The following is a 23,970-nucleotide window of genomic DNA, read 5'->3' as shown; positions in this document are numbered from 1 at the left end:
TGACTAATTTCATTTAAAGATGACTTATATAATTTCTTTCTCAATACATTCTTAGGCTGCATTTTATTATGAGAGTAACGTGGGCTGATAAATTGACATCAATTGATTCAAATCAAAAATTGGTCAGATATTCAGTCATATAGACAACACGTAATGGACACACTGCACAAACGGTGCCAACATGCGAGAGCTTGTTGTGTCTGGCATCCTTTCAAAAATTCACTTCCAATTTTAGTCAAAAAGACCTTTTTTTTGTGTCATAAAGACTCTACCATGTATAAAAATACAAACGGTATGAACTCTTTATGCAAGATATCTCAGCATCCACTCTCATGGAAATGACGATTGGTTTAGCCAGCGGTGTGAACGATCAAGACCGTTTCAATCGCTTAATCGATGCCATTCGTAAAACCATCACATGTGATTGTGTCGCGCTTTTAAGCCTTCAAGGTGACACGCTAGTACCCATTGCTATGCAAGGACTCAGCAGAGACACATTCGGTCGTCGCTTTATCATTTCTGAGCACCCTCGCTTTGAAGAAATCTGCGCATCTCGCTCTCCTGTTCGCTTTGATGCTGACAGCTCATTACCTGATCCTTTTGACGGCTTGCTGATCGATCACGATGGGGATTTGCCAATGCACGCTTGTATGGGGCTTCCGCTGTTATTTGGAGACAAACTGCTGGGGATCCTAACGTTAGACAGCCTAAAGCCAGATGTCTTTGCTAATATTCCTGCTCGCAATCTCGAAGTACTGGCTGCAATTGCAGCGTCAACCATGCAAATGGCGATGACTTTCTCGCAACTTGAACATCAAGCTAAACAGTCAAAGCAGTTATTAGAAGAGTTAAATGTGGAGGCGTGGGAGCGCGATGGCGGAGAACTGATCGGCAAAAGCGATACCATGATGGCGCTTAAAAATGACATTGCGATTGTCGCGCCTTCAGAGTTCAATATCCTAATTCACGGTGACACGGGGGTTGGTAAAGAGCTCGTTGCTCGTACGCTGCATCATCAATCACAGCGTAAACGTAACCCGCTTGTGTATGTTAACTGCGCTGCGATTCCCGAAAATTTAGTAGAAAGTGAACTGTTTGGTCACGTTCGTGGCGCATTCACCGGCGCAGATAAAAACCGCTTAGGTAAGTTTGCTTTGGCCGATGGTGGCACACTGTTCCTTGATGAGATTGGTGAATTGCCTTTGGCTGCACAAAGTAAATTACTGCGTGCGCTGCAAAACAACGAAATTCAACCTGTTGGCCAAGATAACATTCAAACCATTGATGTTCGTGTATTAGCCGCGACCAACCGAGACTTAAAACAAGAAGTCGAAGATGGCCGATTTAGAGCCGATTTATATCACCGGTTGAGTGTTTACCCTATTGCTGTGCCTGCACTGAAAGATCGTGGTGACGATATCAGCTTGCTTGCGGGTTTCTTCCTAGAGCAAGCGCGTCGTAAACTTGGCATCAACCAAGTGAAATTCCGTTCTGATGTGCTTGTATTCCTGAACCGTTATGGCTGGCCTGGTAACGTGCGTGAACTGGAGCATGTGATCAGCCGTTCAGCGTTGAAAGCTCTAGCTCGTAGCACTAACAAAAACCTAGTGACGATTACCAAAGAAGATTGCGGCCCACTGGACCAAGATCAACCGATCGCAACCACACAAGCGAAGACGACACCGCTATCGACACCAACGATCGATCTCTCGGAAGGGTTGCGAGGAGCAACAGATGACTTTCAACGCAGCATCATTACTGAGGTGTTAGAAGATGCCAACTTTAACTGGGCGCAGGCAGGACGAGTGCTGAAAACAGACCGAGCAAACTTAACTCGACTCTCTAAACGTTTAGGGTTAAATGTGGCTAAGTCTCACACGATCGAACGGACAAAATAGATATTAGTGGTTTGTTGCGAGCATCTGGCAATACTTGTGTATATAATGCTGCAAATTGTAACGCTAATTTTAAATATGTAGAGAGAGTTATGAAGTTTATCCGTTGGTTCTTAGGTCGCGTCATTTTGCTATTGAATTTTGTTTTCAGCCCTCGTGGTGTGAAGCGTTCTCAAGAAGAGCAAAGCAAAGTGAATGAGCAAGCAAAAACGCACACGTTATACCAATTCGAAGCATGCCCGTTTTGTGTAAAAGTGCGCCGCGCGATGAAACGTCAATCGGTTCAGTTTGAACTTCGCGATGCAAAGAACAATGAACAACACCGTGCAGAGCTTGAAGCTGGCGGCGGTCGCGTGAAAGTGCCTTGTCTACGTATTGAGAAAGACGGCAAAACTGAATGGATGTACGAGTCTTCAGACATCGTCTCTTACTTAGAAAAACAGTTCGCATAAACTCACAAGCTAAGCGAAAGCCAGATACAAAAAATCCCTCGAATGTGAGGGATTTTTTATGCCTATTATTTGGTGCTAGTCGTTTCAAATTGGGAGCAAAACCTCAAATAACTATTTCGCCACAATCAGCATCAGCTCTACACGGCGGTTACACGCCTTACCTTGCGCTGAAGCGTTGGTACAAGCCGGAACATACTCACCAAAACCGCGAGTATAGATTGAACGACTCGACACGTAGTTGCTCTCTAATCGAGCTTTCACTTCTTTTGCACGCTTCTCTGAAAGAGGATCATTGATTTGATCAGTACCTGTGTTGTCGGTATGACCTTCAATCACAACATCGATGTCTTGGCGTTGAGATAAGTAACTGCCCAATGTATCTAACCATTGGTTGTAAGCAGGTTCGGGAAATGCAGAGCCTGTCTTAAAGTTCACATGTTGTTCAAGCTTTACCATCACATGGTTGCCAGGTAAAACTTCGAAATCGATTCGATTTTGTCTTAAAAAGACTTCCAACGGATCATTGGTCGATACGCCACGTCCGTAGTTGGTTGTGATTGTAGTATGAGTTTGCTGACGAGTCTTATTTTGGGTTGCGTAGCTTCGGTGGCTCGTGACGTGTGTTGCTTGAACCTCACCCCATTCAGGATGGATAAGATCGTAATCCGTTTGCGGTGCAGTCTCTAGCATTCCACCACCTAACATACTTGTCGGTAACGTCGTTTCACAACCAGCCAAAGCTATGCTTAACATTATCGCTAAATATCTCATTACTTCACCAACCACTTATGCAGATAACCATTCACTAATGTCTATATCGGCACCGAGGGAAAAACTTTAGACAAAAAAACGCACATCAAAAAAGTGCTTTTAATCACAGTTAACCATCAACCGGCCTGCCATCACTCACTTGTTTGAATTGTTTGCATTTATTTACCTTATAATTGTTTTCCAATTCGTACTAAATAGTTAGAATCTCACGACTTCTTAACACTAGAGTAAACATGATGTTTAAACCATTTGCTAAATTCATTACAGCACTCGCAGCCGTGCTTATTATCGCGGGTTGTAGTGAAACAGACGAGCCACAGAAAGGTGTTCAATACGAAGCGCTTCCTACTGCTCTTACAGAATTGAATCTATCTCCGGTCACTGAGATTTTCTCTCTTAACTGTGGTCATTGTCGTAAAATGGAAAGTGCTATTCCTGAGATTGAGTCCCTGACAGACCAAAAAATTGGAAAAGTGCATGTCACATTTAATGAAAGTGCTCAAATTAGCGCCATGATCTTTTACACCGCAGTAATGCAGCTTGATGCGACACCTGATCACTCCTTCATGGACGACCTATTCGGTGCGGTTCAAATGGGTGCCGATGCAACACCGGAGCAGCGCCAACAAGCTCTAGAAACAGCTTTTACTTCTCGTGGTTTGGTTAGCCCATACCAGTTAAACAAAGAGCAGCAAGTTGCGCTTTTTGACTACGTAAAGAAAGCCGAAGAGATCTCTGTAAAAGGTCAGATCAACTCAGTACCGACATTTATCATCAACGGTAAATACCAAGTACTCACGGCCGGCCACCAAGACGTTGCCAGCATCGCGAAAACGATCAACTACCTTTTGACTCAACCATAATCACGGCTTTGGCCAACTGATTAACACATTCTGCATTAATTACGAAATTCAGCACTCAATATAAATAGGTTTTACTATGTCTAAATTTATCATCCCGGTCATCGTCTTTGTTTTGGCCGGTTTCATGATTTACCGTACCTGGATGAATCATAAATCTGGCGAGGAGAACTTCGAACAAGGCCAACAATTCCTACTGGAAAACGGCACTAAAGAAGGCGTGATTACGACTGAAAGCGGCCTTCAATACCTTGTGCTTGAGGAAGGTACAGGGACTGAACACCCAACTAAGAACAGTAAAGTAACGGTTCACTACCACGGCACTTTGATTGACGGCACTGTTTTCGATAGCTCGGTTGAGCGCGGCGAGCCGATTTCATTTGCTCTTAAGCAAGTCATTAAAGGCTGGCAAGAAGGATTGACTTACATGGTTGAAGGCCAAAAAGTTCGTCTATTTATCCCAAGTCCATTAGCTTACGGTAAAGGCGGTTCAGGCCCTATCCCACCGTCATCAACTTTGATTTTTGATGTTGAATTAATCTCTATCAAATAACAGAATTCGTTGACTTAAGCCCCAATATACAAACCATGTTGGGGCTTTTTTCTCTACTAGAAAGCACGACAACTTCAGGATATTCAAAGACTAACTCTTCTAGTTGGATAACGGATAACAAGATCTAGACACACAAACTAGACGACTGGTCTAATTTAAATTATAGTACTGTTCATGAAAGAAAAAACGAATGACACCCGCTTACATATTTTGAATGTTGGTTATCAACTAATGGTAAGCAACGGCTTTAATAACGTAGGCCTATCGCAATTGCTTAAAGAAGCGGACGTGCCTAAAGGTTCGTTTTACCACTACTTTAAATCTAAAGAACAATTTGGTGAGGCGTTAATTCAGCACTATTTTGAAGACTACATCACCAAGATTGAATCAATCTTAGTACACAGTGAAGATAGTCATTTTCAGCGAATCATGAGTTACTTTTCACTATGGACTAAGACCGAAAACGGTACGTGTAATGCTCATAAGTGCTTAGTGGTTAAACTAAGCGCTGAAGTCTCTGATCTTTCTGATCCTATGCGCCAAGCGCTACTAAAAGGTGCTGACAAAGTAACAAATGCAATCAAGCAATGCATTATTGGTGGTATTGAAGACGGCTCTATAAAGCTTGAAAACAGCCAAGAAGCGGCTCAAAACTTATATTCTATGTGGTTAGGTGCTAGCTTGTTAAGTAAATTAAGCCAAAGCTCACATAGCTTGGAATCAGCTTTGAATCTTACTGAACGAATTTTGAAAGAGAGCCACTAAACATTAACAATGAAACGTATTCCGCTCCTTCTCACGAAATAGCGCTGAATCCGTTATTATTGGCCGGAATTACCCGCCCTCTTATCAACTTGATGATGGCGGGATTTTTAGACGATAAGGCTAGACGACTGGTCTAATTTTAAATAAACATAATATAAATTAAGGACATCCAATGGCTCAACAAGACAATCGCCGCATCGTATTGGCTTCTCGCCCAGTTGGCGCACCGACTCAAGACGACTTCCGTTTAGAGACAGTAGCCGCACCAACAATTAAAGATGGCGAAATGTTACTTCGCTCAGTGTACCTTTCTCTAGACCCATACATGCGTGGTCGAATGAGCGACGCTAAATCGTACGCTGACCCAGTTGCAATTGACGAAGTGATGGTCGGCGCAACCGTATGTCAGGTTGAAGAATCAAACAACAGCGATTTTGAAGTCGGCGAATGGGTATTGGCTTATACAGGTTGGCAAGATCTTGGTGTTTCTAACGGTGAAGGCCTAATCAAACTAGGTAAAGAACCAACGCACCCTTCTTACGCACTTGGCATCATGGGCATGCCTGGTTTTACGGCTTACATGGGTTTATTAGATATTGGCCAACCGAAAAAAGGCGATACTCTGGTCGTAGCTGCAGCAACAGGCCCAGTAGGTGCAACCGTTGGACAAATCGGTAAACTAAAAGGCTGTCGTGTTATCGGTGTTGCTGGCGGTCAAGAGAAGTGCCAGTACGCTAAAGAGGTACTTGGCTTTGATGAATGTATCGATCACAAAGCCGACGACTTCGCAGAGCAGTTGGCTAAAGCATGTGACAACGGCATCGACGTCTATTTTGAAAACGTTGGCGGCAAGGTTTTCGACGCAGTAATGCCATTGCTTAACACCGGTGCTCGTATTCCTGTTTGTGGACTAGTGTCTCAATACAACGCGACATCGCTTCCTGAAGGTCCAGATCGCATGTCCAGTCTTGTTGGTACCTTGCTAGTCAAGCGTATTAAGATGCAAGGCTTCATAATCTTTGATGACTACGCGCACCGTTACAACGAGTTCGCAGTGCAAATGACTGAATGGTTGTCTCAAGGAAAAATACATTACCGCGAGCATCTAATTGAAGGGCTAGAAGAAGCGCCGCAAGCATTTATTGGCCTATTAGAAGGTCAAAACTTCGGTAAACTTGTGATTAAAACTAACGAAGCGAAGTAAATTCAATAAACGGAATAAGTTAAATAGGTACAATCATGATTACTCTACATCACTTAAATAAATCACGCTCAAAACGTATCATCTGGCTACTGGAAGAACTTGGTGTTGACTACCAAATTAAACCATACCAAAGAGACAGTGTAACGTTTCTAGCGCCGCCAGAATTAAAGTCGGTTCACCCATTGGGTAAATCTCCGGTTATTGAAGACGATGGCGTTGTGATCAGCGAATCAGGCGCGATTACCGAGTACCTCATCGACAAGTTTGGCCAAGGTAAGTTTGCACCGGAACGTGGCTCAGCTGAGTATGTTGAATATTCGCAGTGGCTACACTTCGCTGAAAGCTCTGGTATTTTACCGATGCTACTTAAAATCTTTGTCATGAGAGATGGTGCTGAGACCAACTTCCTAAGCGGTTACGCAGATGATGAAAGCCAAAAAGTCTTAACCTATGTGAATAATGCATTGGAAGGCAAAACCTACCTAGTTGCGGAAACACTAACGGGAGCTGATTTTATGATGTCGTTCATCGTAGAAATCGTAGGAAACTTTGGTGCAACGGCGCTTTATCCTAACATTGCTAAATACGGCGAGCTGTTAGCTAGCCACCCTGCTTACCAAAAAGCGGAGCAAATAGAGCTAGAGCACTCGAACTGATCGAGTTTCACTCAAACGCGTGCTTCCTAAGGTAAACACGAAACAATAATTGATGCCAAAGCCGATTTATCTTCTGCTTTGGCTTCTCATTTGTCTTCATTTCGACAACAATATCGAACTCTAACTGCACAGCCACAGAGTTTGATCTTAATGCCAATAAACCTTGCTCAATACACACCTCTGCAACTAGCAAATGTAGATTTAGCGCTGCCGAATCGTTTTACGTTCCCGTATTACTATACCCCGCACCCTACATGTGAATTAGCCATGCAACAGCTTCAGCAGTCACTCATTGACAATGGTGTAAATGAAACCTCGCAAGGTAAACTCTATGCCGTTCTTCTTGTTCAGAATCCAATAACTCAAGAGCTAGGCTATCTTTCTGCGTTTTCAGGCTTACAGCTAGATCCGATACTGGCCTCTCAGTTAAAAAGTATCGACTTCGTTCCACCAGCATTCGACTCAGAACAATTTCAATCTCAAAACAGTGCCAACCTCGCTCGCCAATCTCGACTAGCGGATGACATCGAGAAACTACAAAAATCACACAACCTAAACGCATTAGAATCTGATCTTGAAACGCTGAAAGCAGAGTCTGCTCAAGCTATTGGAGCCTTTCAGCTAGCAATGGCCGAGAACAAAGCGCAGCGCACCGTACTCAGAGAGCAAGCCAATCAAGAAAAGGCATTCGGGAATATAGAGTCGGCAGCAAGCCTACTCAAGCAATTAGGTAACCAAAGCAGCCAAGAGAAACGCGACCTTAAAGCGCTTCGTATTGATTGGAAACAAAAGATCGCAGAACGCCAATTACAGGTAGATGCGATCGAAAGTGAATTGAAAAATCGTAAGCAAGATTACCAAACTATTTCTGCTGAATTAGAAGCTCAACGTTTGAACCACTACCGCTTTATCAACCAAGCAACTGAATCTAAGAGTTTACTTGATCTGTTGGAAGGCAAAGATGCACTTGAAGGTTCTGGTGACTGCTGCTTACCTAAGCTGCTTAACTTTGCCTTTGAATACGGTTTTAAGCCATTAGCATTGTCTGAATTTTGGTGGGGATTGCCTCCAGCAGATGTCATCCGACAACACGGAAACCTATACCCTGTTTGCCAAAGCAAAAGCTTCGAGATTCTCGACCACCAGCTAAACGGTATTGAATTAGAAGATAACCCACTTATCGTGAACCCTGCGTCGAGTAAGTCTTTCGATATTGTTTATGAAGACAACGAGATCGTGGTGGTTAACAAACCAGAAGAGTTTCTCTCGGTTCCCGGCAAGTTTATCGAAGACTCAATTTATACTCGTATCAAAGATCGTTACCCCGAAGCAACTGGCCCTTTGATTATTCATCGGTTGGACATGTCGACTTCTGGATTATTGATCTTGGCGCTCACGGCAAGATCAAACAAACACATCCAAAAACAGTTTATCGATAGAACAGTTGAGAAGCGTTACACCGCTCTGCTAGATGATGAAATAGAGGGTAGATCTGGTGATATCAGCTTGCCCTTGCGCGGCGACATCACGGACAGGCCAAGACAGCTGGTTTGCCATGAACATGGACGAGATGCAGAAACCCATTGGGAAGTGGTCAGCACGAAAAATGGCAAAACCAAGGTTCACTTATACCCTAAGACGGGCCGCACACATCAGTTACGTGTGCACTGTGCTCATCCATTAGGTCTTGGTGTTCCAATCCGCGGTGATGATCTTTATGGTTACAAACGCGATCGCCTACATCTACATGCTGGGTACCTCAAATTAATTCACCCAGTAACGGGAGAGTGGATCGAGTTTGAGGTGCCTTCAGAGTTCTAAACAAAATGTACAGTGAGGAGTGCGAAAGCCTGAAAGAGAGAATGGTTAGGTATTCATCAAACCGAATACCTAATTAATGTTCCAAGGTACTCTGTTGTCTCAGAGTATCATCTTGTTTCAACGCTTTGTGTGGTTTAATAAAGCCTATGGCTATTTCGAGGCACTATCTATCGATCGATAGTGAATGCACCAAAGCCACTGCATTCATACATTGATCTCAATGAGCAGGCCATTCATATTAAGTGGTTGAGAGCTCGCTTTTAAGGCCAACTAACACTATTCCCCCATCACATCAATTCGCTGCTCGACACACTCAAAAGAACCCATTTCAAACTCACGACAGATCCAAGGTCGGTTTTCGTAGATAGTACACATTAGTGTTTCTCTATCAACTGCCGAACACCAGCCGTCGTCTAATCTCAGCATGGTTTCACCGCCCCATTCGTCATAAGCAATATGCTCTTCAGGAACGCCGGTATCTGTGATGATCATAACTTCTAGCCGACAACAGCATGCCTGACAATTGGCACAAGTTACTTCAGGTTCGGTTACGTTCTTTATCTCTATGGTCATAAGTGACTACACTGCTAAATTTTGCGTATAGTAATAGAAACCGTCCGCTACGGCTAATAAAGAAAGCAGACGACATATTTTAGGTGTGTAAAAATAACAATAGGCGTTGTGATGAATCACAACGCCTATTGTATTGCTGTTTTTTATTGCCGCTGATTACTATTGCAAACGTAACAACTCACGCAACAAGGCCTACAGCATCACACCTGCGTATACTATTTAAACAAGCTCGCGAAGAACAATTTAACATAGTCCATCAAACGTTTTAAAAAGCTGCCCTGCTCAACGGCTTCAAGCGCGATCAATGGCTGAGTTTGAACATCTTCACCATCTACCATGTAATGAACCAAACCTAAGGTTTGACCTTCCGCAATCGGTGCCTTTATCTCAGAATCAAGTTCAATAGACGCAGTCAGCTTTTTACTGTCAGACTTCGAAAGCGTAATAAATGTATCTTTTGCAACACCGAGCTTCAATTTGTCTTGAGCGCCAAACCACACTTTTTCTTCAGCAACTTGTTCACCACTTTGGTGGGGGTGGAGTGTATCGAAGAATCGGAAACCATAGCTCAACAGTTGCTTACTATCTGACTCACGGCTCTTAACGCTAGACGCCCCCATGACAACCGCGATCAGTCTCATCTCACCTTGTGTTGCAGAACTGGCTAAGCTGTAACCCGCGCCAGATGTATAGCCTGTTTTCATACCATCAACTGTCAAACTTCTATCGCGAAGTAAACCATTTCGGTTATGTTGTGTAATGCCGTTGTAACTGAACGAACGCTCACTGTATAAGTCATACACATCCGGTAAATCACGAATAATTGCACGGCCTAATAACGCAATATCATAAGGGGTCGAATATAGATCGTCAGCATCTAAACCATGTGCGTTTGAAAAATGTGTGTTTTCTAATTTTAGAGACACTGCCCAAGAGTTCATAAGATCCACAAAAGCACCTTGTGATCCCGCCACGTGCTCTGCAATCGCAACACTCGCATCGTTGCCTGATTGCACAATCAATCCACGGTAGAGATCCATCATTGCTACGTCTGTGTTCACTTCAATGAACATTTTTGACGAGTCAGGAAAGTTCTTTGCCCACGCGTTTTCGCTGATTCGCACCTGGTCGTCAGCAGAAATGTTACCTCGTTTCATTTCTTGCCCAGCCACATAGCTGGTCATCAGCTTAGTCAAACTTGCTGGGTTTAATTTAGTGTGTGCATTTTTTTCTACTAGCACATCACCAGAATTAAAATCGATTAATACATACCCTTTGGATCCTAGATTAGGTGGGCTTGGTACTATAGAAGGTGCCGCTACAGCTACATTACTTACCACTGTTGCGTTACTTACAATGAATATACTTAATAAAGAGAGAGAGTATTTGGAGAACAGTTTCATTGGATCAAACCTAAGTTAACGTTTTGTCCAGTATAGACAAATGCTAGTAAAAGAAGCGCGAACTTTACGTTGCTTTACGCAAATGTACCTTTAGTTACAAATAAAAAAGTATAATCTGCGATCTGTCCATTTATTCAACAAGTAATATTGACCCAATGAATCCATCTAGCGCGTAGGCATGCGTCTAAATAGCATCTCTATAAAGCCCGTTATACGCTGCTTACTTTCGCTGGGCTCAATATCATTCTGAATACCAGACTGTGCTAATGCTTGCCATTGCACGATTTCAGAGTTAGGGACGAAAAAGGCAATATACAACGACCCTTTCTCGGCTAACTTTCCTTCATCATTATAAAATGGAACGCCTGTAGATAACTTAATCGCATCAAAGATCGATTCATCATTTAGCTCTGATTCTTCGGCCAACCCAAACCCGACGACGACATCACTAACGGCACCATTTTGCTTAAGCTGATAACCTTTCATAGAGAGTTGATCTTTAATTGCGTCACGCACCAAGTCAGTGACTACTGTCTTATCGTACTTTTGAGAAAGATACATCTGCTCTGATTCAGGATGCCATGAGTATGTGACGACATCATGTTTCATAAAATCAAAGTCACCGCTGGTCACCACACCATAGTTGTGGGTTGTAGGTACTTCTTGTGTTATACAAGCTGCCAGTCCAGCCGCTATCAAAACCACTAGTGCAGCTTTCTTTATGTCTTCTATTGTATATATGGATTGTTTATTCATTAGTGGTTTCCTGATCTATATAAGAATAATTATTAACTTAACCTCCAACATAAACAGTAATTATATTAACAAAAGAGTCATTAAACGTTTGCGTAATCGCTAACCTTCACTTCTGCTTGTTTTGGGGGTTTTATCACAAAAATAGAGTTGGTATAGTTTATCCAGTTAAACATAACCAGACCATTCGAGGCACGGAGCTTCCTCAATCATCTCATGAAGAGAAGAATTGGTACCGACAAAGTATCGGCAAATTTAAGAGGGTCAAACAATGGAATTCAATATGGTTGAGATTTTAGGTTACGCGGCGTCTATCATGGTCGCAATTTCATTAACAATGAAAGATATCGTTCGTCTGCGTGTTCTTAACTTTATTGGCTGTGCTCTCTTCACAGCATACGGTGTTATGATTGACGCATGGCCGGTTGTTGCAACTAATGGCTTTATCGCTTGCGTAAATATCTACTTCCTTGCAAAAATGCAAAAGGAAAAAAAAACGGAAGCGATGAAAGAAGCAAAAGCTTAAATTAGCGACTAGCACTTCAAATAATTCTGAAAAAGCCCAAATAGAGCAAACTATTTGGGCTTTTTAGTACACATCGTTGTGAATTTACCTAATTACTATTCCACTCGAATATTCGCGCACTACATTGTTGACGTATTAGGCATGGTTAAGAACATACTTTCGTCCAACTACCATCACTACCCGGTTCGGCACTTGTCCACCAGTTCGCTTGGTATACTACGTTGTTATAAACAACTTGGTCACCCGTGTTTGCATGGCTTGGGTTACCCGCCCAGTCTTTTTGAGGTAAATCAGGGTAAATCGCTAAACCTGTAGTGTCACAAGTACCAGGGTTTGTACCACCATCGCCAGGGTTACCGCCACCAGAACTGATATCACCTAGTGGTAAATCTGGTTGCTCAAAGCTAAAGGCATAGTCGACACCATTCACACTCACTGCATAGTTCGCAGGACCTGAAATTGGCAAGTAATACACCATATCTAGCTCATACACACCACCAGCAGGAAGATCTTTCCACGCGGGTAACGTAAACGCTACGCGGTGCATGGGTCCGTCTAGTCCGCCAATGTTATCCGCACGAGTATGACCAGATGCAATCACTGACAAACCACCGCCCGATTGATCTTTCGCGTTATCAGGTGCTGATACTGGGATATCGAATTGGAATTCGGTGCCCCCCGGAAGTGCTTGCCCCGTATTGTTCGTGAACGTGATCTTAGGGTTGATTGGGTAGTTTTGGTCACCGACTTTGAAGCCACCAACTGAAACCGCGATATCTAGCGCTTCTGTTGGGATAGCACCCGTCGCGACTTTGTTTCCATATGGGGTTGCAGACTTAAACTTATCGTAGATAGCTTTCGTCATTGTGTTACCCATGTGGAACTCACCGTTACCGCTGTTACATGCTTGCTCAGTGGTATCGATTGAAGTTCGGTTGCCACTCGCATCGAGTACATAACAGTTATAATCCCCTGCTAGCTCCCAGAACATAATGCCACCGATTTCTTTATCGATAACGTAGTCCGCTTTCACATCGATAGACTGCTTATCTTCTGTAGAAAGGAATACGCCCTTCTCTGCATTCCACAGCCAAGGTGCAACCGCCACGCTGTCGTAGTTACGCGTGTAAGTACCCGTTAGAACATCAGATGGATCGTTGACAGGATCAAGCTTGTAAGCATCCGCATAAGAACCCCAAATACCTTTCTCTAGGTTCTTAGCGTGCCACATTGGGTTAGAACCCGCGCCCATTTCGTTGCCTTTCGGGTCGGTATCATGCCACATGTTGTCGATACCAATTGCGCCATGACCACAGTTGTTCTTCTCGCCTTCGCCTGTACCCGCCGCACATTCAGATTGATTTGGTAGTGCAGCTCGGCCCCAAAGGCCATTCTCACCACCGGTCACACCTTGCCAACCACGAGTGTAGTAAGGCACACCGATGTTAATACGACCGGCTGGCATTGAACCGCGGAAGTAATGGTAAGCCCAATCCGTGTTCAGATAACCGATACCGCCGTAAGCGGCAGTGTCGTAAACGTTCCACTGTGCTAACTCTGAATCTTTACCTGTATCAAACAAGGCAGCGTTATGACCAACATGATCGTTCCACGCACCATGAAGATCGTAAGACATGATATTCACGTAATCGAGGTACTTGGTCACATCGAATGTTTCCATGCCACGCAATAAATAACCCGAAGAAGGAGCCGCGATAGTTAACATGTAATGTGTACCATCTTGTGCAGACGCCGCATCTAACTTCTCACGTAGCACTTCCATTAACACTTGGTATGAAGCCCATAAATGCTGACGACGTGGCTCCATGAAATCTTTGTCGTACGGGTTACCTGCGCCCGCCATTGAGGTTGGGTATTCGTAATCGATATCTAGACCATCGAACTGGTATTTACGAAGCATTTCAACCGCTGAAGTTGCGAATGTTTCGATGCCTTGATGGTTAATTGAACCATCGGCATTGGTGGTCATGGTATAGAAACCACCATCAGCCACTCGGCTTCCGTCAGTCGCGAAGTGACCACCGGTTTCAGCCCAACCACCAATAGAAATTAGTGTTTTAACACCGTGTTTTTTCTTCGCTGTCGCTAAAGCACCAAAATGACCTTTGAAGCCTAATTCAGGATCAACTTCCACGCCCGGCCATTCTTTACCAACCGCTGCGTTATTTGGATCGTTTACATCACCCACATTGACTTTGCCGTCTGAACCGATACTCACGAAAGCATAGTTAATATGTGTGAGTTGTTCCCAAGGAATGTCATTTACTAAGTAAGCGGCTTGTGGGTCGTCTCCTGCACGCCAGCTTGTGAAGTAACCAATCACCCGACGTGGGTGATCTGCGCCCATCTTCTCACGGCCATCTTCATCGTAAATCGTACAGTAGGGAACATCGATACCTTGTGTTTGGTACAAACCATCAGGACGACAAGTGCTCACTGTTGGAGCCCCATTCACAGTCAAAGAAGCCAGTGCTGAATCAGTCGTTGCACCTTGGTTGTCTGTCGCTTTCGCGTAAACCGCTAGAGAGCCTGCTTGAGTGGTTGTGTGATCTAGCGTGTATGGACTTGTCGCTGCTGTACCCACAAGAGCACCCGCTACATAGAAATCAACCTTATCAACTGTACCATCGCTGTCTGCTGCCGTTGCTGTCAGTGTGACTACACCACCAACATCAACAGATGTCGCTGAAAGTGCAACTGAAACTGTCGGCGCTTCATTGTCCGTTGCGACAACTGAAACCTGATGGTTACCAGACGTTGCAACCCAAGCCGCTTCAAATGGTGCCGCTGTCACCACCGCGACCGAAGACCCATCAACAAAGAATTCTACGGAAGCAACACTGCCATCAGTGTCTAGTGCTGTTGCGCTTAATACGACGTTGTCGCCTTCAACAATCACATCTGATGCCATTGGCGCTGTTAACGAAGCCGTTGGTGCTACATTTGGTGTACCGCCACCTCCGTCTCCGTTACACACATCGACTTTCTTCCATTGTGCATAGTCGCCTTCAAACTGGCTTGGGTTGTTATTCTGATTCCAGTAATTTGCTGTATAAGCACTGCCGTCATGTGAAACCTGATCACCACCGGTATATACAGTGGCAGAGTCCCACGTGTCTAAGGTTGAACAATCAACAGCTGCATAGCTGTTGAACGCCATTAAGCAGGACGCGGTGAGAGTACTGAGTGTAAAAACCTTCTTGGCCACTCTTCCTTGGTTTAGGTGCATGTGAGCTATCCCTTAAGTCTTTGTTTCAAAATGTTTAATCCAAGTGATACTTCTCAACCACTTAAATCTCTTCAAAAAACAACTGTAGGCAAAACGTACAATTAAACACCTAAAACATTCTCAATTTATAAAATGACTCGCATTAATTTGCTACAAGCATGCAATGAGTCGACACTTATTTTGCACCAATAACTAATATTAATTTATTTCGGAAAGCTAAAAAATCATGTCTCAAAAATCAGAAGTGTGATTCAAACTCGAGGAAAAAACCGCATCAAAACTAACCAAAAAGTAGAAATTTGCACACGATTTTGTGTTCTTTTTAAAATTCGCCCACTTTTTGATAACACATATGTTATTATCGGCGGCTTTTTTGACGAGCCTCACATTTATTATGTAAGTGTGGGAGAAATACATAGGCTTTAAATAGCCAAATATAGCGAAGAAATAATGTCCAACTTGACGCAAGTCGCCAACGAAAACATCAACGCAGAATCTACTTCTATCGATTTCAATAAAGCTCAATCTTTGGGTGAGAAACTGGAACTCGGAAACCCAGTCTTTTGGCTTAGTGGCAGTTTTTTAACCCTCTTTGTCATCCTCGCCTTTACCAACACCTCCGTGTTGTCCGAACTTGTTAACACCGGCTTTAGCTACTCTACAGAGTGGTTCGGTGCTTTCTGGCAAGTCCTTCTACTTCTCAATTTCATTATCGGCTTAGTGCTTGCACTAGGACGTACAGGCCATGTTCGTTTAGGAACGCTTGCCCTACCTGAAATGACAACCTTCAAATGGATGTCTATCGTCCTATGTACGCTGCTCGCTGGCGGTGGCGTATTCTGGGCCGCTGCAGAACCTATTGCGCACTTCGTTTCCGCCCCACCACTATATGGCACCGCTGATCCTCAGGCGATGGCATTAAACGCGTTATCGCAATCGTTTATGCACTGGGGTTTTCTTGCATGGGCTATCTTAGGTGGTCTGTCTTCTATTGTACTTATGTACCTGCACTACGAAAAAGGTTTACCGCTAAAACCTCGTACTCTTCTGTACCCTGTACTTGGCGACAAAGCTATCAACAGCTGGATTGGCAATGTTGTGGATGCATGTAGCATTGTGGCAGTCGCTGCCGGTACTATCGGTCCAATCGGCTTCCTTGGCCTACAGATCAGCTACGCACTGAGCGAACTGTTTGGTATTTCAGACAGCTTTGCCACTCAAAGCGTGGTTGTCCTATTCGCAATCTCAATGTACACGCTTTCTGCATTAAGCGGCGTGAACAAAGGCATCCAACTGGTTAGCCGTTACAACATCATTCTATCGGTTTGCCTGATCGGCTACATTCTTGTGGTTGGCCCTACTAGCTTCATCATTGATGGCTACCTTCAGGGCCTTGGTGCGACGGTTGATAACTTCATCCCAATGGCACTTTACCGTCAAGATACTGCTTGGCTCGGTGGCTGGACAGTTTTCTTCTGGGGTTGGTTCTTGGGTTATGGCCCTATGATGGCGATCTTCATCGCTCGTATTTCACGTGGCCGTACTATCCGCCAAATGATCGTTTCTATAAGCATCGTTGCACCGCTTGTTACATGTTTCTGGTTCAGCATCGTTGGTGGTAGTGGTTTAGCTTTTGAACTAGAGAACCCAGGTGTGATTTCTAGCGCGTTCGAAGGCTTCAACCTTCCTGCGGTTCTACTCGCAATCACAGGACAACTGCCGTTCCCTACTTTGATTTCGATTCTGTTTTTGGTCCTGACCACCACGTTTATCGTAACAACGGGTGATTCAATGACTTACACCATCAGTGTGGTAATGACAGGCACAACGGAACCGAACGCAGCGGTACGTACCTTCTGGGGTATCATCATGGGTGCTGTAGCTATTGCGCTTATCTCAATGGGTGCAGGTGGCATCTCGGCTCTACAGTCGTTCATTGTGATCACAGCCGTTCCTGTATCGTTCATCTTGTTACCGTGTTTATGGCACGCACCGAAGATCGCGAAACAGATGGCAAGAGATCAAGGCATCGCTTAATACCTAGCCCGATTTAGTTTCGGGTAGCGTGTAAACGAAAAAGCCACTCAAGTATTTCACCTGAGTGGCTTTGTTTTATTTGGTCGCTGTTTAATTGATTAATACTTGTGAAACGCAGGATGGTCTAACTTCTTACTAGTGAATGACATCCTGTTATTCGCGATTGCAATTAGCGTCATTGAACATAACAAAACTCAACAGTAAAACATAAAGCTCGAAGCTGGCTGAAAAGCACCATCAGTTTCTAAGGGGGTCAGTAAACATCTAATTAGGAATTACTTTCCGGTAATAATGAGCATCGTGATTTTGCCCTTTGAATACAGCGTAATTATTTATGTTCTCAACTAAGTCAAAACCGGCCTTGGATAATATTTTATTTGAGCCGACATTACCCACTAACGCATAGGCATCAACAAATTTAAGTGTTGAGTACTCAGCCAAGTAGATAAGCAATTTCCTCACCGCGCTAGAAGCTATACCTTTAGAAGCATAAGAGTGACCAACTCGATAGCCTAACTCTCCACTTTCACCGTTGGGGTCGATATCACGAACGTTGATTCTCCCACAAATAGTGCCATTAGCATCTTTGATCAACATAGGAATCATCTCACCATTGTCATACTCTGTGAGAAAGCTTGCGACTTGCTCAGTAACACCCGCATTAGAATAGAAACGGTCTTCCCGAGCTAGAACAAATTGCTCAAACCACTCTCTATTTTCGACTTCGAACTCCAATAAAGCACTGACATCGCTTGGGTGAAGTAAGTGTAAAAATATATCCATGATTAATCCCCATATCACGCCTACCTAAAACACCAAGACTTGCCATACTTCCTCTCGACATTAGCTAAGCGATTGTGCACTAGGCATTAAAGTGCATCAAATAGAGATGTTGAAAGTTGGTAATGGATCAAATTAAAACAAGCCAACTAACACGACTGACAACAGTACCCCGCCTATAAAGCTAGGGGCATGAAATGGTCGAGCTTTAGATTTAACGTACTCTTTCTGAAGCTCTTCTTGATAAGTTTTGACGGCAAGTTCTTTTACGTAGTTGTTTTGCATAATAAGCTCCTTTTCAATGAGTAAGAGAAGCTTAAGACTTGAAGTTAGGTTGAGGTAAAGCAAAAAATTCAAATTAATTGAACACGTTAGTTTTGTTACTCGAGGATTACTCTAAACACATCGTTGTTCACACCGCCCACATCCACTAGCTCTCTCGGTTTCATAATAAGCGAGGTGTTCAATTGTCGAGTTGAACGTGGTTGTTTCGTTTCTCGAATCACGAGCATATCGACCAAGTAGCCAGAGTCTTGCTTTCGTATTGAACCCGAAAAAGTCACACTTTCAACCCTATCAGCAAGTACTGAATTAAATGTTTTGTCTTCTAACACACCTGCGGAGATGGAGGTATCGCCATAAAACAACGTGATACTTGTTGGGTCGAGTGCCAACTCTTGATTGGATGTACACCCCATCATAGCTAGGCACAACATTAAAATAACTCGAAATTGCATAAACTGGTTTTCTTACGTTAAGCATCTGTTTTTCATATTAAAACACTTCGCATCAATAAACGCCATACGTTGGCAGAAGCTTGTTTAGAGTGATTTGTGTAGTGAGGCTTAACGATAGGTTTATATCTTGAGATGGGGCTCGCAATTCACAGATTCGGCTCTAACTCCTTGTTCAGAAGTTAGAGCCGACATTGGATGGTGATTATCGAATTGGGTTCAGTGAATTAAGCAACAACGTCTTGTGGAGGTGTGCCTTCGCAGTTAGAAACGACGGCATCAATTTGGATTAAAGCATTCATAGGAATCTCTGAAACCCCTACCACCGTTCTTGCCGGTAAGTCAGCATTAAAGAACGCAGTGTAGATCTCGTTTACCGCATCAATATCTGAAATATCCTTAAGCTGAATATTAATTTTCACCGTATCGTCCATGCTGTGGTCAACACTTTCAATGATCGCCTTAATATTCTTAAGGCACTGTTCAGCTTGTTCTTTTACACCACCAGCAACCATTTCATTGGTTTTCGGATCTACAGGTAGTTGACCTGAAATATGGTTGTAGTGAGAGAAAGCAACGGTGTGCGAATAAGCCATGAAAGGTGCATCGACAGTATTATTAGCTTCAATAACCAACAAGCGAGTGTCTTCTGGCAATTGCGGCGGTGTGCCATCGCTATGTGAAACGGATGTATCGATTTGAATTAAAGCGCCCATTGGTAGTTCAGCGGCATTAACAACCGTTCGTGCTGGTACATAACTAGGGAAGAACTTAGCGCAAACTTCATTTACCTTTTCTGCATCTTCAACATTCTTAAGGTAAATAGTGGTTTTAACCACGTCATTCATAACATGACCGATGCTCTCTAGAATCGTTTTAATATTTGCTAAACATTGTGTCGTTTGTTCTGTGATACCACCTGAAACCAACTCACCTGTATTTACATCGATAGGCAATTGAGCCGAAAGGTTGTTGTAGTGAGAAAAAGACGCAGTTTGCGTCGATACAGTACTTTGAGGCGCATTATCCGTGTTTCTTGATACCTTCACTAGCGCGCAAGGTGCTTGTGGTTTAGTGCCTTCGCCGTTTGAAATTAGCGCATCCATTTGAACTAAAGCGTCACTGCTTGGCAGCGCAGTTACACCCACTACGGTACGTGTAGGCAGGCTGTTGTTAAAGAAGCTTTTGTAAACTTCATCAATAGCATCGATATCAGAAATATTCTTAACGAAAACATTAATCTTCACAACATCATCCATAACATGGTCGATGCTTTCAACAATGGCCTTAATATTATTTAAGCATTGTGCTGCTTGGTCTTTAATATCACCAATCACAACTTCACCTGTTTTAGGGTCGACAGGTAATTGAGCTGAAAAGTTATTATAATGAGAAAAAGCGACCGTTTGTGTAGATACAGAATTTGTTGGTGCGTTTTCAGTATTTCTTGAAACTTTAATAATATCGCTACTCATCGGAATTATCCTTTTAATAATATAGGAATACGTATTTAAATTTAATAACCGTATTAGAAAGAATGATTAAAGTAGCGGCATGTTAAGCGAATTATTTTTAGGTAAACGTGATATTCATCAGACTATCACTTGGCTACAAATCAGTGAATTACAGAATAATTAGTCATCGAGCGACTAATTATCCGTAAAAAGAGGCTTTATCGAGTACCAAATTATCTTTATTTTTTAGTCTATTCAATAATTCTGAATACTCTCTCAGATAATTCGATGAGTAATTTCTAAGATTTAGATGCTATTTGATAGGTTGTTCACACTAAAACCCTCTTACTCGCTGAATTATTTAAATTATCACCTGTATCTGTGCATAAAATCTTAGGCTATTTAACTAATTATTTTAGATAGCTTACTCTATACAAATACGTTAATAATACTTTCGAGAATCGCATGCTATTTTCTTCAATAAATCGGAAAAATTCCTTAGCAATTAATTTTATTGACTTACTTTTGACTAGCTTGAATGATTAGCAACTCTATTTCATTAGCCGAAGTGTTTACTAAACTATGTGTTCCGAATCGCATGTTGACGACCATATCACCTGAAGTAACTTTTTTTTCTTTACCTTCGATCATCATCGTTCCCTCCCCTTTTAAGATGATATACATTTCTTGATCATCCCCATGAGTATGCTCTCCCATTGAACTCCCAGGTGGCATAACGACACGAATAGCAAAGTCCCAAGCGCCGTCAAAGTCCTTCCGACGAAATGCTCGATAAATATCAATTTTACCATCTCCTCCATGACTGTTATGGTCGACTTCTTTATCGCACGTGTAAAAATTACGTATCATTTGTTCTGAATCCTTTAAGTAGCATCTTCAGCAAATCTCGAGTACCCCATAGGAGCCGTCAAGAAGCATAGTTTTCACACTTCAATATGAAGTTATTCGTATCTAATTACTTCTTTTGATTGGCTAAATTTTTTTGGTTTGATTTTCAATAATGCATATTTATAAATTAATGCTTCGCAATCAACCAAAACATACGTGTGGTATTGCATAACATGAAATACCGCACATTTAGGAACATGGATTCTTTTGAAAGAAGAACTAAACAGCCCTTGGGGTGGTATTAAAGTGACGCTTAAATTCGCGGCTAAATTGGGATGGGCTGGAGTAGCCGACCCGGCGTGCAGCGTCGTTAATTCGCAGGCCTTCTGACTGAATCAGTTCTTTAGCTTTGTTGAGCCTTACCTTCTTCAGGTATTGAAGTGGTGATTCAAAGGTGACATTACGAAACGCATTGTGGAAGGCAGACACACTCATGTTCGCTTCATCGGCTAGCGATTGAACGGTAATGGTTTGGTCATACTCTTCATGCACTTTAGACAATGCTTTGGCAACACGTGCGTAATGACCGTCGTGATGGGCAAGGTCGAATAAGACACGCCCTTCAGAGCCTGTTAATGCTCGATAAACAATTTCGCTAACGAGCGCATCACCGAGTATGTTGGCTTCAATGTCGCAATGCAGCGTTTTGATCAGTCGAGTAAAGCTGTCTAGCATCTGCTCTTCCATGGGTGTCGACTCTAAACCACTCGATTTCTGTTTATGCTTATTACAGTAGCTTTCGAGAAACCCTTGGTCTTCTAGCTTTTTCACTAAGCTATGTAAGCGCTGAGAGTCGATGTTGATCGACAAACCAAGTAAGGGTTCACCATCGACAGGCAAGGCTTCGCACTCTAGTGGCATTGGCACGCCAACGACGAGGTAATCACCCGCGGCATAAGTTACTGGCCTTTCGCCGATATAGATGTTCTTCTGACCCTGTCCAAGCATGATGATCCCAGACTGATAGGTAAAAGGTTGGCGTTGGTTACCACCACTGCTTCGGTAAAACCAGACATCCTCGATCTCAGTTTTTCGGATCCCTTCGAGATCATTCCAACCTTTGTATTCAACGTAAGACTGCATTAACTGGGCGAGTGTATTCATAACGGGTGATATTCCATTCAAGGTGCGGAGTGTATTTGCACAAAAGCCCAAAAAGAATAACAACTTTGTAGAAATAGGCAATTAATTTAGAGAAACTGACCTTCACCACCCTAAACTCCTGTACTAATATGCAAATATACATATTGAGCAATACATCAGAATAAAAATCTAGCTTTACACAAGGAACCTACAATGCAATTTACTTATGTTAACCCTACCGTAATTCACTTCGGCCAAGGTCAAATCAACGCTATCAGCCAAGCGGTTGATACTTCAAAGAAAGTACTTGTCATCTACGGTGGCGGTTCAATCAAAAACAATGGCGTTTACGACCAAGTCGTCGCTTCTCTGAAAGATCACGCTTGGATTGAGTTCGCTGGTGTTGAAGCAAACCCTACCAAAGAGACACTCGATAAAGCAGTCGCTCTTGCTAAAGCAGAAAATGTAGAATTCATTATCGCGGTTGGCGGTGGTTCGGTCATCGACGGTTCTAAATACGTTGCTGCAGCCGCTAAATACGACGGTGACGGTTGGGACATCCTAGCAGGTAAACACCAAGTAACAGAAGCAACACCAATCGGCGCAGTATTAACGCTTCCGGCTACGGGCTCTGAATCTAATATGGGTGCAGTAATTACTCGTAAAGAGACTCAAGAGAAGCTGGCATTCATGAACCCAGCAGTACAGCCTAAGTTTGCGGTAATGGACCCAGATGTAATGAAGTCTCTGCCAGAACGCCAACTGATTAACGGTCTAGTTGATGCTTGGGTACACGTGTGTGAGCAATACATCACAATGCCAACAGACGCGATGGTTCAAGACGGTTACGCAGAAACACTGCTGAAAAACCTACTTGTACTGGGTAAGCAATACGACAAGCGCGACAACGACGCATGGCGTGCAAACCTAATGTGGACAGCAAACCAAGCGCTTAACGGCCTGATTGGTACTGGCGTTCCTCAAGATTGGGCAACACACATGATTGGCCACGAATTCACAGCACTGTGGCACGTAGACCACGCACGTTCACTGGCGATTGTTCAACCTTCACTACTTCGTAACCAAATCGAAGCGAAACGTGGCAAGCTAGAGCAAATGGGTCGCAACGTATTTGGCCTAGAAGCAGGTGCTGACTTAGCAGAGCGTACTATCGATGCAATCGAAGCGTTTTACCATAGCCTAGACGTGGCAACGATGTTCGACGATTACGAAACAAACAAAGAGACAGCAATCGACAATATTGTTGCTCAACTTGAATCACACGGTTACCTAGAGCTTGGCGAGAACAAAGCCATCACGCCAGCAAAAACACGTGAAATCCTAGAGTCTGCGATTCACTAAGAGCCGCTTGAACTTAAAGAAAGCAAAACAGATCGAAATACAAAAGTAATTTGAATGGGAGAGGTGCCTTAACCAATATTTATGGCGTTACACTGAACTTAATTCTTTGTTCTTTCGTATATCAAAAGC

The 23,970-nt window shown here is 43.2% G+C and carries 22 protein-coding genes; 11 read left to right on the top strand and 11 right to left on the bottom strand.

What is annotated here, in order from left to right:
- Positions 1–305 precede the first annotated feature (305 nt).
- Positions 306–1,898, top strand: coding sequence for a nitric oxide reductase transcriptional regulator NorR (norR, locus tag OCU50_RS20705; protein WP_060469623.1), 1,593 nt, complete (start codon positions 306–308; stop codon positions 1,896–1,898).
- A gap of 89 nt (positions 1,899–1,987) precedes the next feature.
- Positions 1,988–2,347, top strand: coding sequence for a glutaredoxin family protein (locus tag OCU50_RS20700; RefSeq protein ID WP_010430193.1), 360 nt, complete (start codon positions 1,988–1,990; stop codon positions 2,345–2,347).
- A gap of 111 nt (positions 2,348–2,458) precedes the next feature.
- On the opposite strand, the gene OCU50_RS20695 is transcribed toward OCU50_RS20700, so the two are convergent.
- Complete coding sequence (locus tag OCU50_RS20695; protein WP_060469622.1) at positions 2,459–3,100, bottom strand: OmpA family protein; 642 nt, start codon at positions 3,098–3,100, stop codon at positions 2,459–2,461.
- Between the two features lie 254 nt (positions 3,101–3,354).
- On the opposite strand from OCU50_RS20695, the gene OCU50_RS20690 reads away from it, so the two are divergent.
- The 6 genes from OCU50_RS20690 (at position 3,355) to OCU50_RS20665 (ending at position 8,977) form a co-directional block, all read left to right on the top strand.
- The gene (locus tag OCU50_RS20690; protein ID WP_046224878.1) at positions 3,355–3,981 is read left to right on the top strand and encodes a thioredoxin domain-containing protein; all 627 of its coding nucleotides are present in this window, start codon (positions 3,355–3,357) and stop codon (positions 3,979–3,981) included.
- A 76-nt stretch (positions 3,982–4,057) separates the two neighbouring features.
- Positions 4,058–4,531, top strand: coding sequence for a BamJ family beta-barrel-assembly machinery protein (gene bamJ / locus OCU50_RS20685; RefSeq protein WP_060469621.1), 474 nt, complete (start codon positions 4,058–4,060; stop codon positions 4,529–4,531).
- Positions 4,532–4,705: 174 nt separating this feature from the next.
- Entirely contained in the window at positions 4,706–5,296 is a 591-nt protein-coding gene (locus OCU50_RS20680) for a TetR/AcrR family transcriptional regulator (protein WP_060469620.1), read from the top strand.
- A 172-nt stretch (positions 5,297–5,468) separates the two neighbouring features.
- Positions 5,469–6,500, top strand: coding sequence for an NADP-dependent oxidoreductase (locus OCU50_RS20675; RefSeq protein ID WP_060469619.1), 1,032 nt, complete (start codon positions 5,469–5,471; stop codon positions 6,498–6,500).
- Positions 6,501–6,535: 35 nt separating this feature from the next.
- Positions 6,536–7,156 (top strand): glutathione S-transferase family protein, encoded by a 621-nt coding sequence (locus tag OCU50_RS20670; protein WP_060469618.1) that lies wholly within the window; start codon positions 6,536–6,538, stop codon positions 7,154–7,156.
- Between the two features lie 150 nt (positions 7,157–7,306).
- A complete protein-coding gene (locus OCU50_RS20665) occupies positions 7,307–8,977 on the top strand; it encodes an RluA family pseudouridine synthase (protein WP_060469617.1) in 1,671 nt (556 codons plus the stop codon).
- 276 nt (positions 8,978–9,253) lie between these two features.
- Here OCU50_RS20665 and OCU50_RS20660 read toward each other — a convergent pair whose 3' ends face one another.
- The 3 genes from OCU50_RS20660 to OCU50_RS20650 all read right to left on the bottom strand — a co-directional run bounded on the left by OCU50_RS20660 (position 9,254) and on the right by OCU50_RS20650 (position 11,709).
- Positions 9,254–9,550 (bottom strand): YkgJ family cysteine cluster protein, encoded by a 297-nt coding sequence (locus tag OCU50_RS20660; protein WP_077681393.1) that lies wholly within the window; start codon positions 9,548–9,550, stop codon positions 9,254–9,256.
- 215 nt (positions 9,551–9,765) lie between these two features.
- On the bottom strand, positions 9,766–10,953 hold the full coding sequence (locus OCU50_RS20655) for a D-alanyl-D-alanine carboxypeptidase family protein (protein WP_060469616.1): 1,188 nt from the start codon (positions 10,951–10,953) through the stop codon (positions 9,766–9,768).
- Positions 10,954–11,118: 165 nt separating this feature from the next.
- A complete protein-coding gene (locus OCU50_RS20650; RefSeq protein ID WP_060469615.1) occupies positions 11,119–11,709 on the bottom strand; it encodes a DUF4136 domain-containing protein in 591 nt (196 codons plus the stop codon).
- A 268-nt stretch (positions 11,710–11,977) separates the two neighbouring features.
- On the opposite strand from OCU50_RS20650, the gene OCU50_RS20645 reads away from it, so the two are divergent.
- Positions 11,978–12,232, top strand: a complete 255-nt coding sequence (locus OCU50_RS20645) for a YgjV family protein (RefSeq protein WP_029627241.1) — start codon at positions 11,978–11,980, stop codon at positions 12,230–12,232.
- 145 nt (positions 12,233–12,377) lie between these two features.
- Here OCU50_RS20645 and OCU50_RS20640 read toward each other — a convergent pair whose 3' ends face one another.
- Positions 12,378–15,482 (bottom strand): chitinase C-terminal domain-containing protein, encoded by a 3,105-nt coding sequence (locus OCU50_RS20640; protein ID WP_060469614.1) that lies wholly within the window; start codon positions 15,480–15,482, stop codon positions 12,378–12,380.
- 450 nt (positions 15,483–15,932) lie between these two features.
- On the opposite strand from OCU50_RS20640, the gene OCU50_RS20635 reads away from it, so the two are divergent.
- Positions 15,933–17,519 carry a BCCT family transporter gene (locus OCU50_RS20635; RefSeq protein ID WP_017058157.1) on the top strand — a complete coding sequence of 529 codons (1,587 nt, stop codon included), beginning with the start codon at positions 15,933–15,935 and terminating at the stop codon, positions 17,517–17,519.
- A 264-nt stretch (positions 17,520–17,783) separates the two neighbouring features.
- On the opposite strand, the gene OCU50_RS20630 is transcribed toward OCU50_RS20635, so the two are convergent.
- From OCU50_RS20630 to OCU50_RS20605, 6 genes are all read right to left on the bottom strand, one after another.
- Complete coding sequence (locus tag OCU50_RS20630; RefSeq protein ID WP_060469613.1) at positions 17,784–18,302, bottom strand: GNAT family N-acetyltransferase; 519 nt, start codon at positions 18,300–18,302, stop codon at positions 17,784–17,786.
- 132 nt (positions 18,303–18,434) lie between these two features.
- On the bottom strand, positions 18,435–18,584 hold the full coding sequence (locus OCU50_RS20625) for a hypothetical protein (RefSeq protein ID WP_167346772.1): 150 nt from the start codon (positions 18,582–18,584) through the stop codon (positions 18,435–18,437).
- 95 nt (positions 18,585–18,679) lie between these two features.
- Positions 18,680–19,036 carry a hypothetical protein gene (locus tag OCU50_RS20620; RefSeq protein WP_060469612.1) on the bottom strand — a complete coding sequence of 119 codons (357 nt, stop codon included), beginning with the start codon at positions 19,034–19,036 and terminating at the stop codon, positions 18,680–18,682.
- A gap of 224 nt (positions 19,037–19,260) precedes the next feature.
- Entirely contained in the window at positions 19,261–20,508 is a 1,248-nt protein-coding gene (locus OCU50_RS20615; RefSeq protein WP_060469611.1) for a RidA family protein, read from the bottom strand.
- A gap of 498 nt (positions 20,509–21,006) precedes the next feature.
- Positions 21,007–21,357: a cupin domain-containing protein gene (locus tag OCU50_RS20610; RefSeq protein ID WP_060469610.1), complete on the bottom strand. Its 351-nt coding sequence runs from the start codon at positions 21,355–21,357 to the stop codon at positions 21,007–21,009.
- 258 nt (positions 21,358–21,615) lie between these two features.
- Complete coding sequence (locus OCU50_RS20605; protein ID WP_060469609.1) at positions 21,616–22,500, bottom strand: AraC family transcriptional regulator; 885 nt, start codon at positions 22,498–22,500, stop codon at positions 21,616–21,618.
- A 192-nt stretch (positions 22,501–22,692) separates the two neighbouring features.
- On the opposite strand from OCU50_RS20605, the gene OCU50_RS20600 reads away from it, so the two are divergent.
- Positions 22,693–23,841 carry an iron-containing alcohol dehydrogenase gene (locus OCU50_RS20600; RefSeq protein WP_060469608.1) on the top strand — a complete coding sequence of 383 codons (1,149 nt, stop codon included), beginning with the start codon at positions 22,693–22,695 and terminating at the stop codon, positions 23,839–23,841.
- Positions 23,842–23,970: the final 129 nt, after the last annotated feature.

The organism is Vibrio toranzoniae, assembly GCF_024347655.1.
GTDB classification, from domain to species: Bacteria; Pseudomonadota; Gammaproteobacteria; order Enterobacterales; family Vibrionaceae; genus Vibrio; species Vibrio toranzoniae.
Note: the sequence above shows the minus strand (reverse complement) of the source record. Positions and strands in the feature narration are given on the sequence as shown.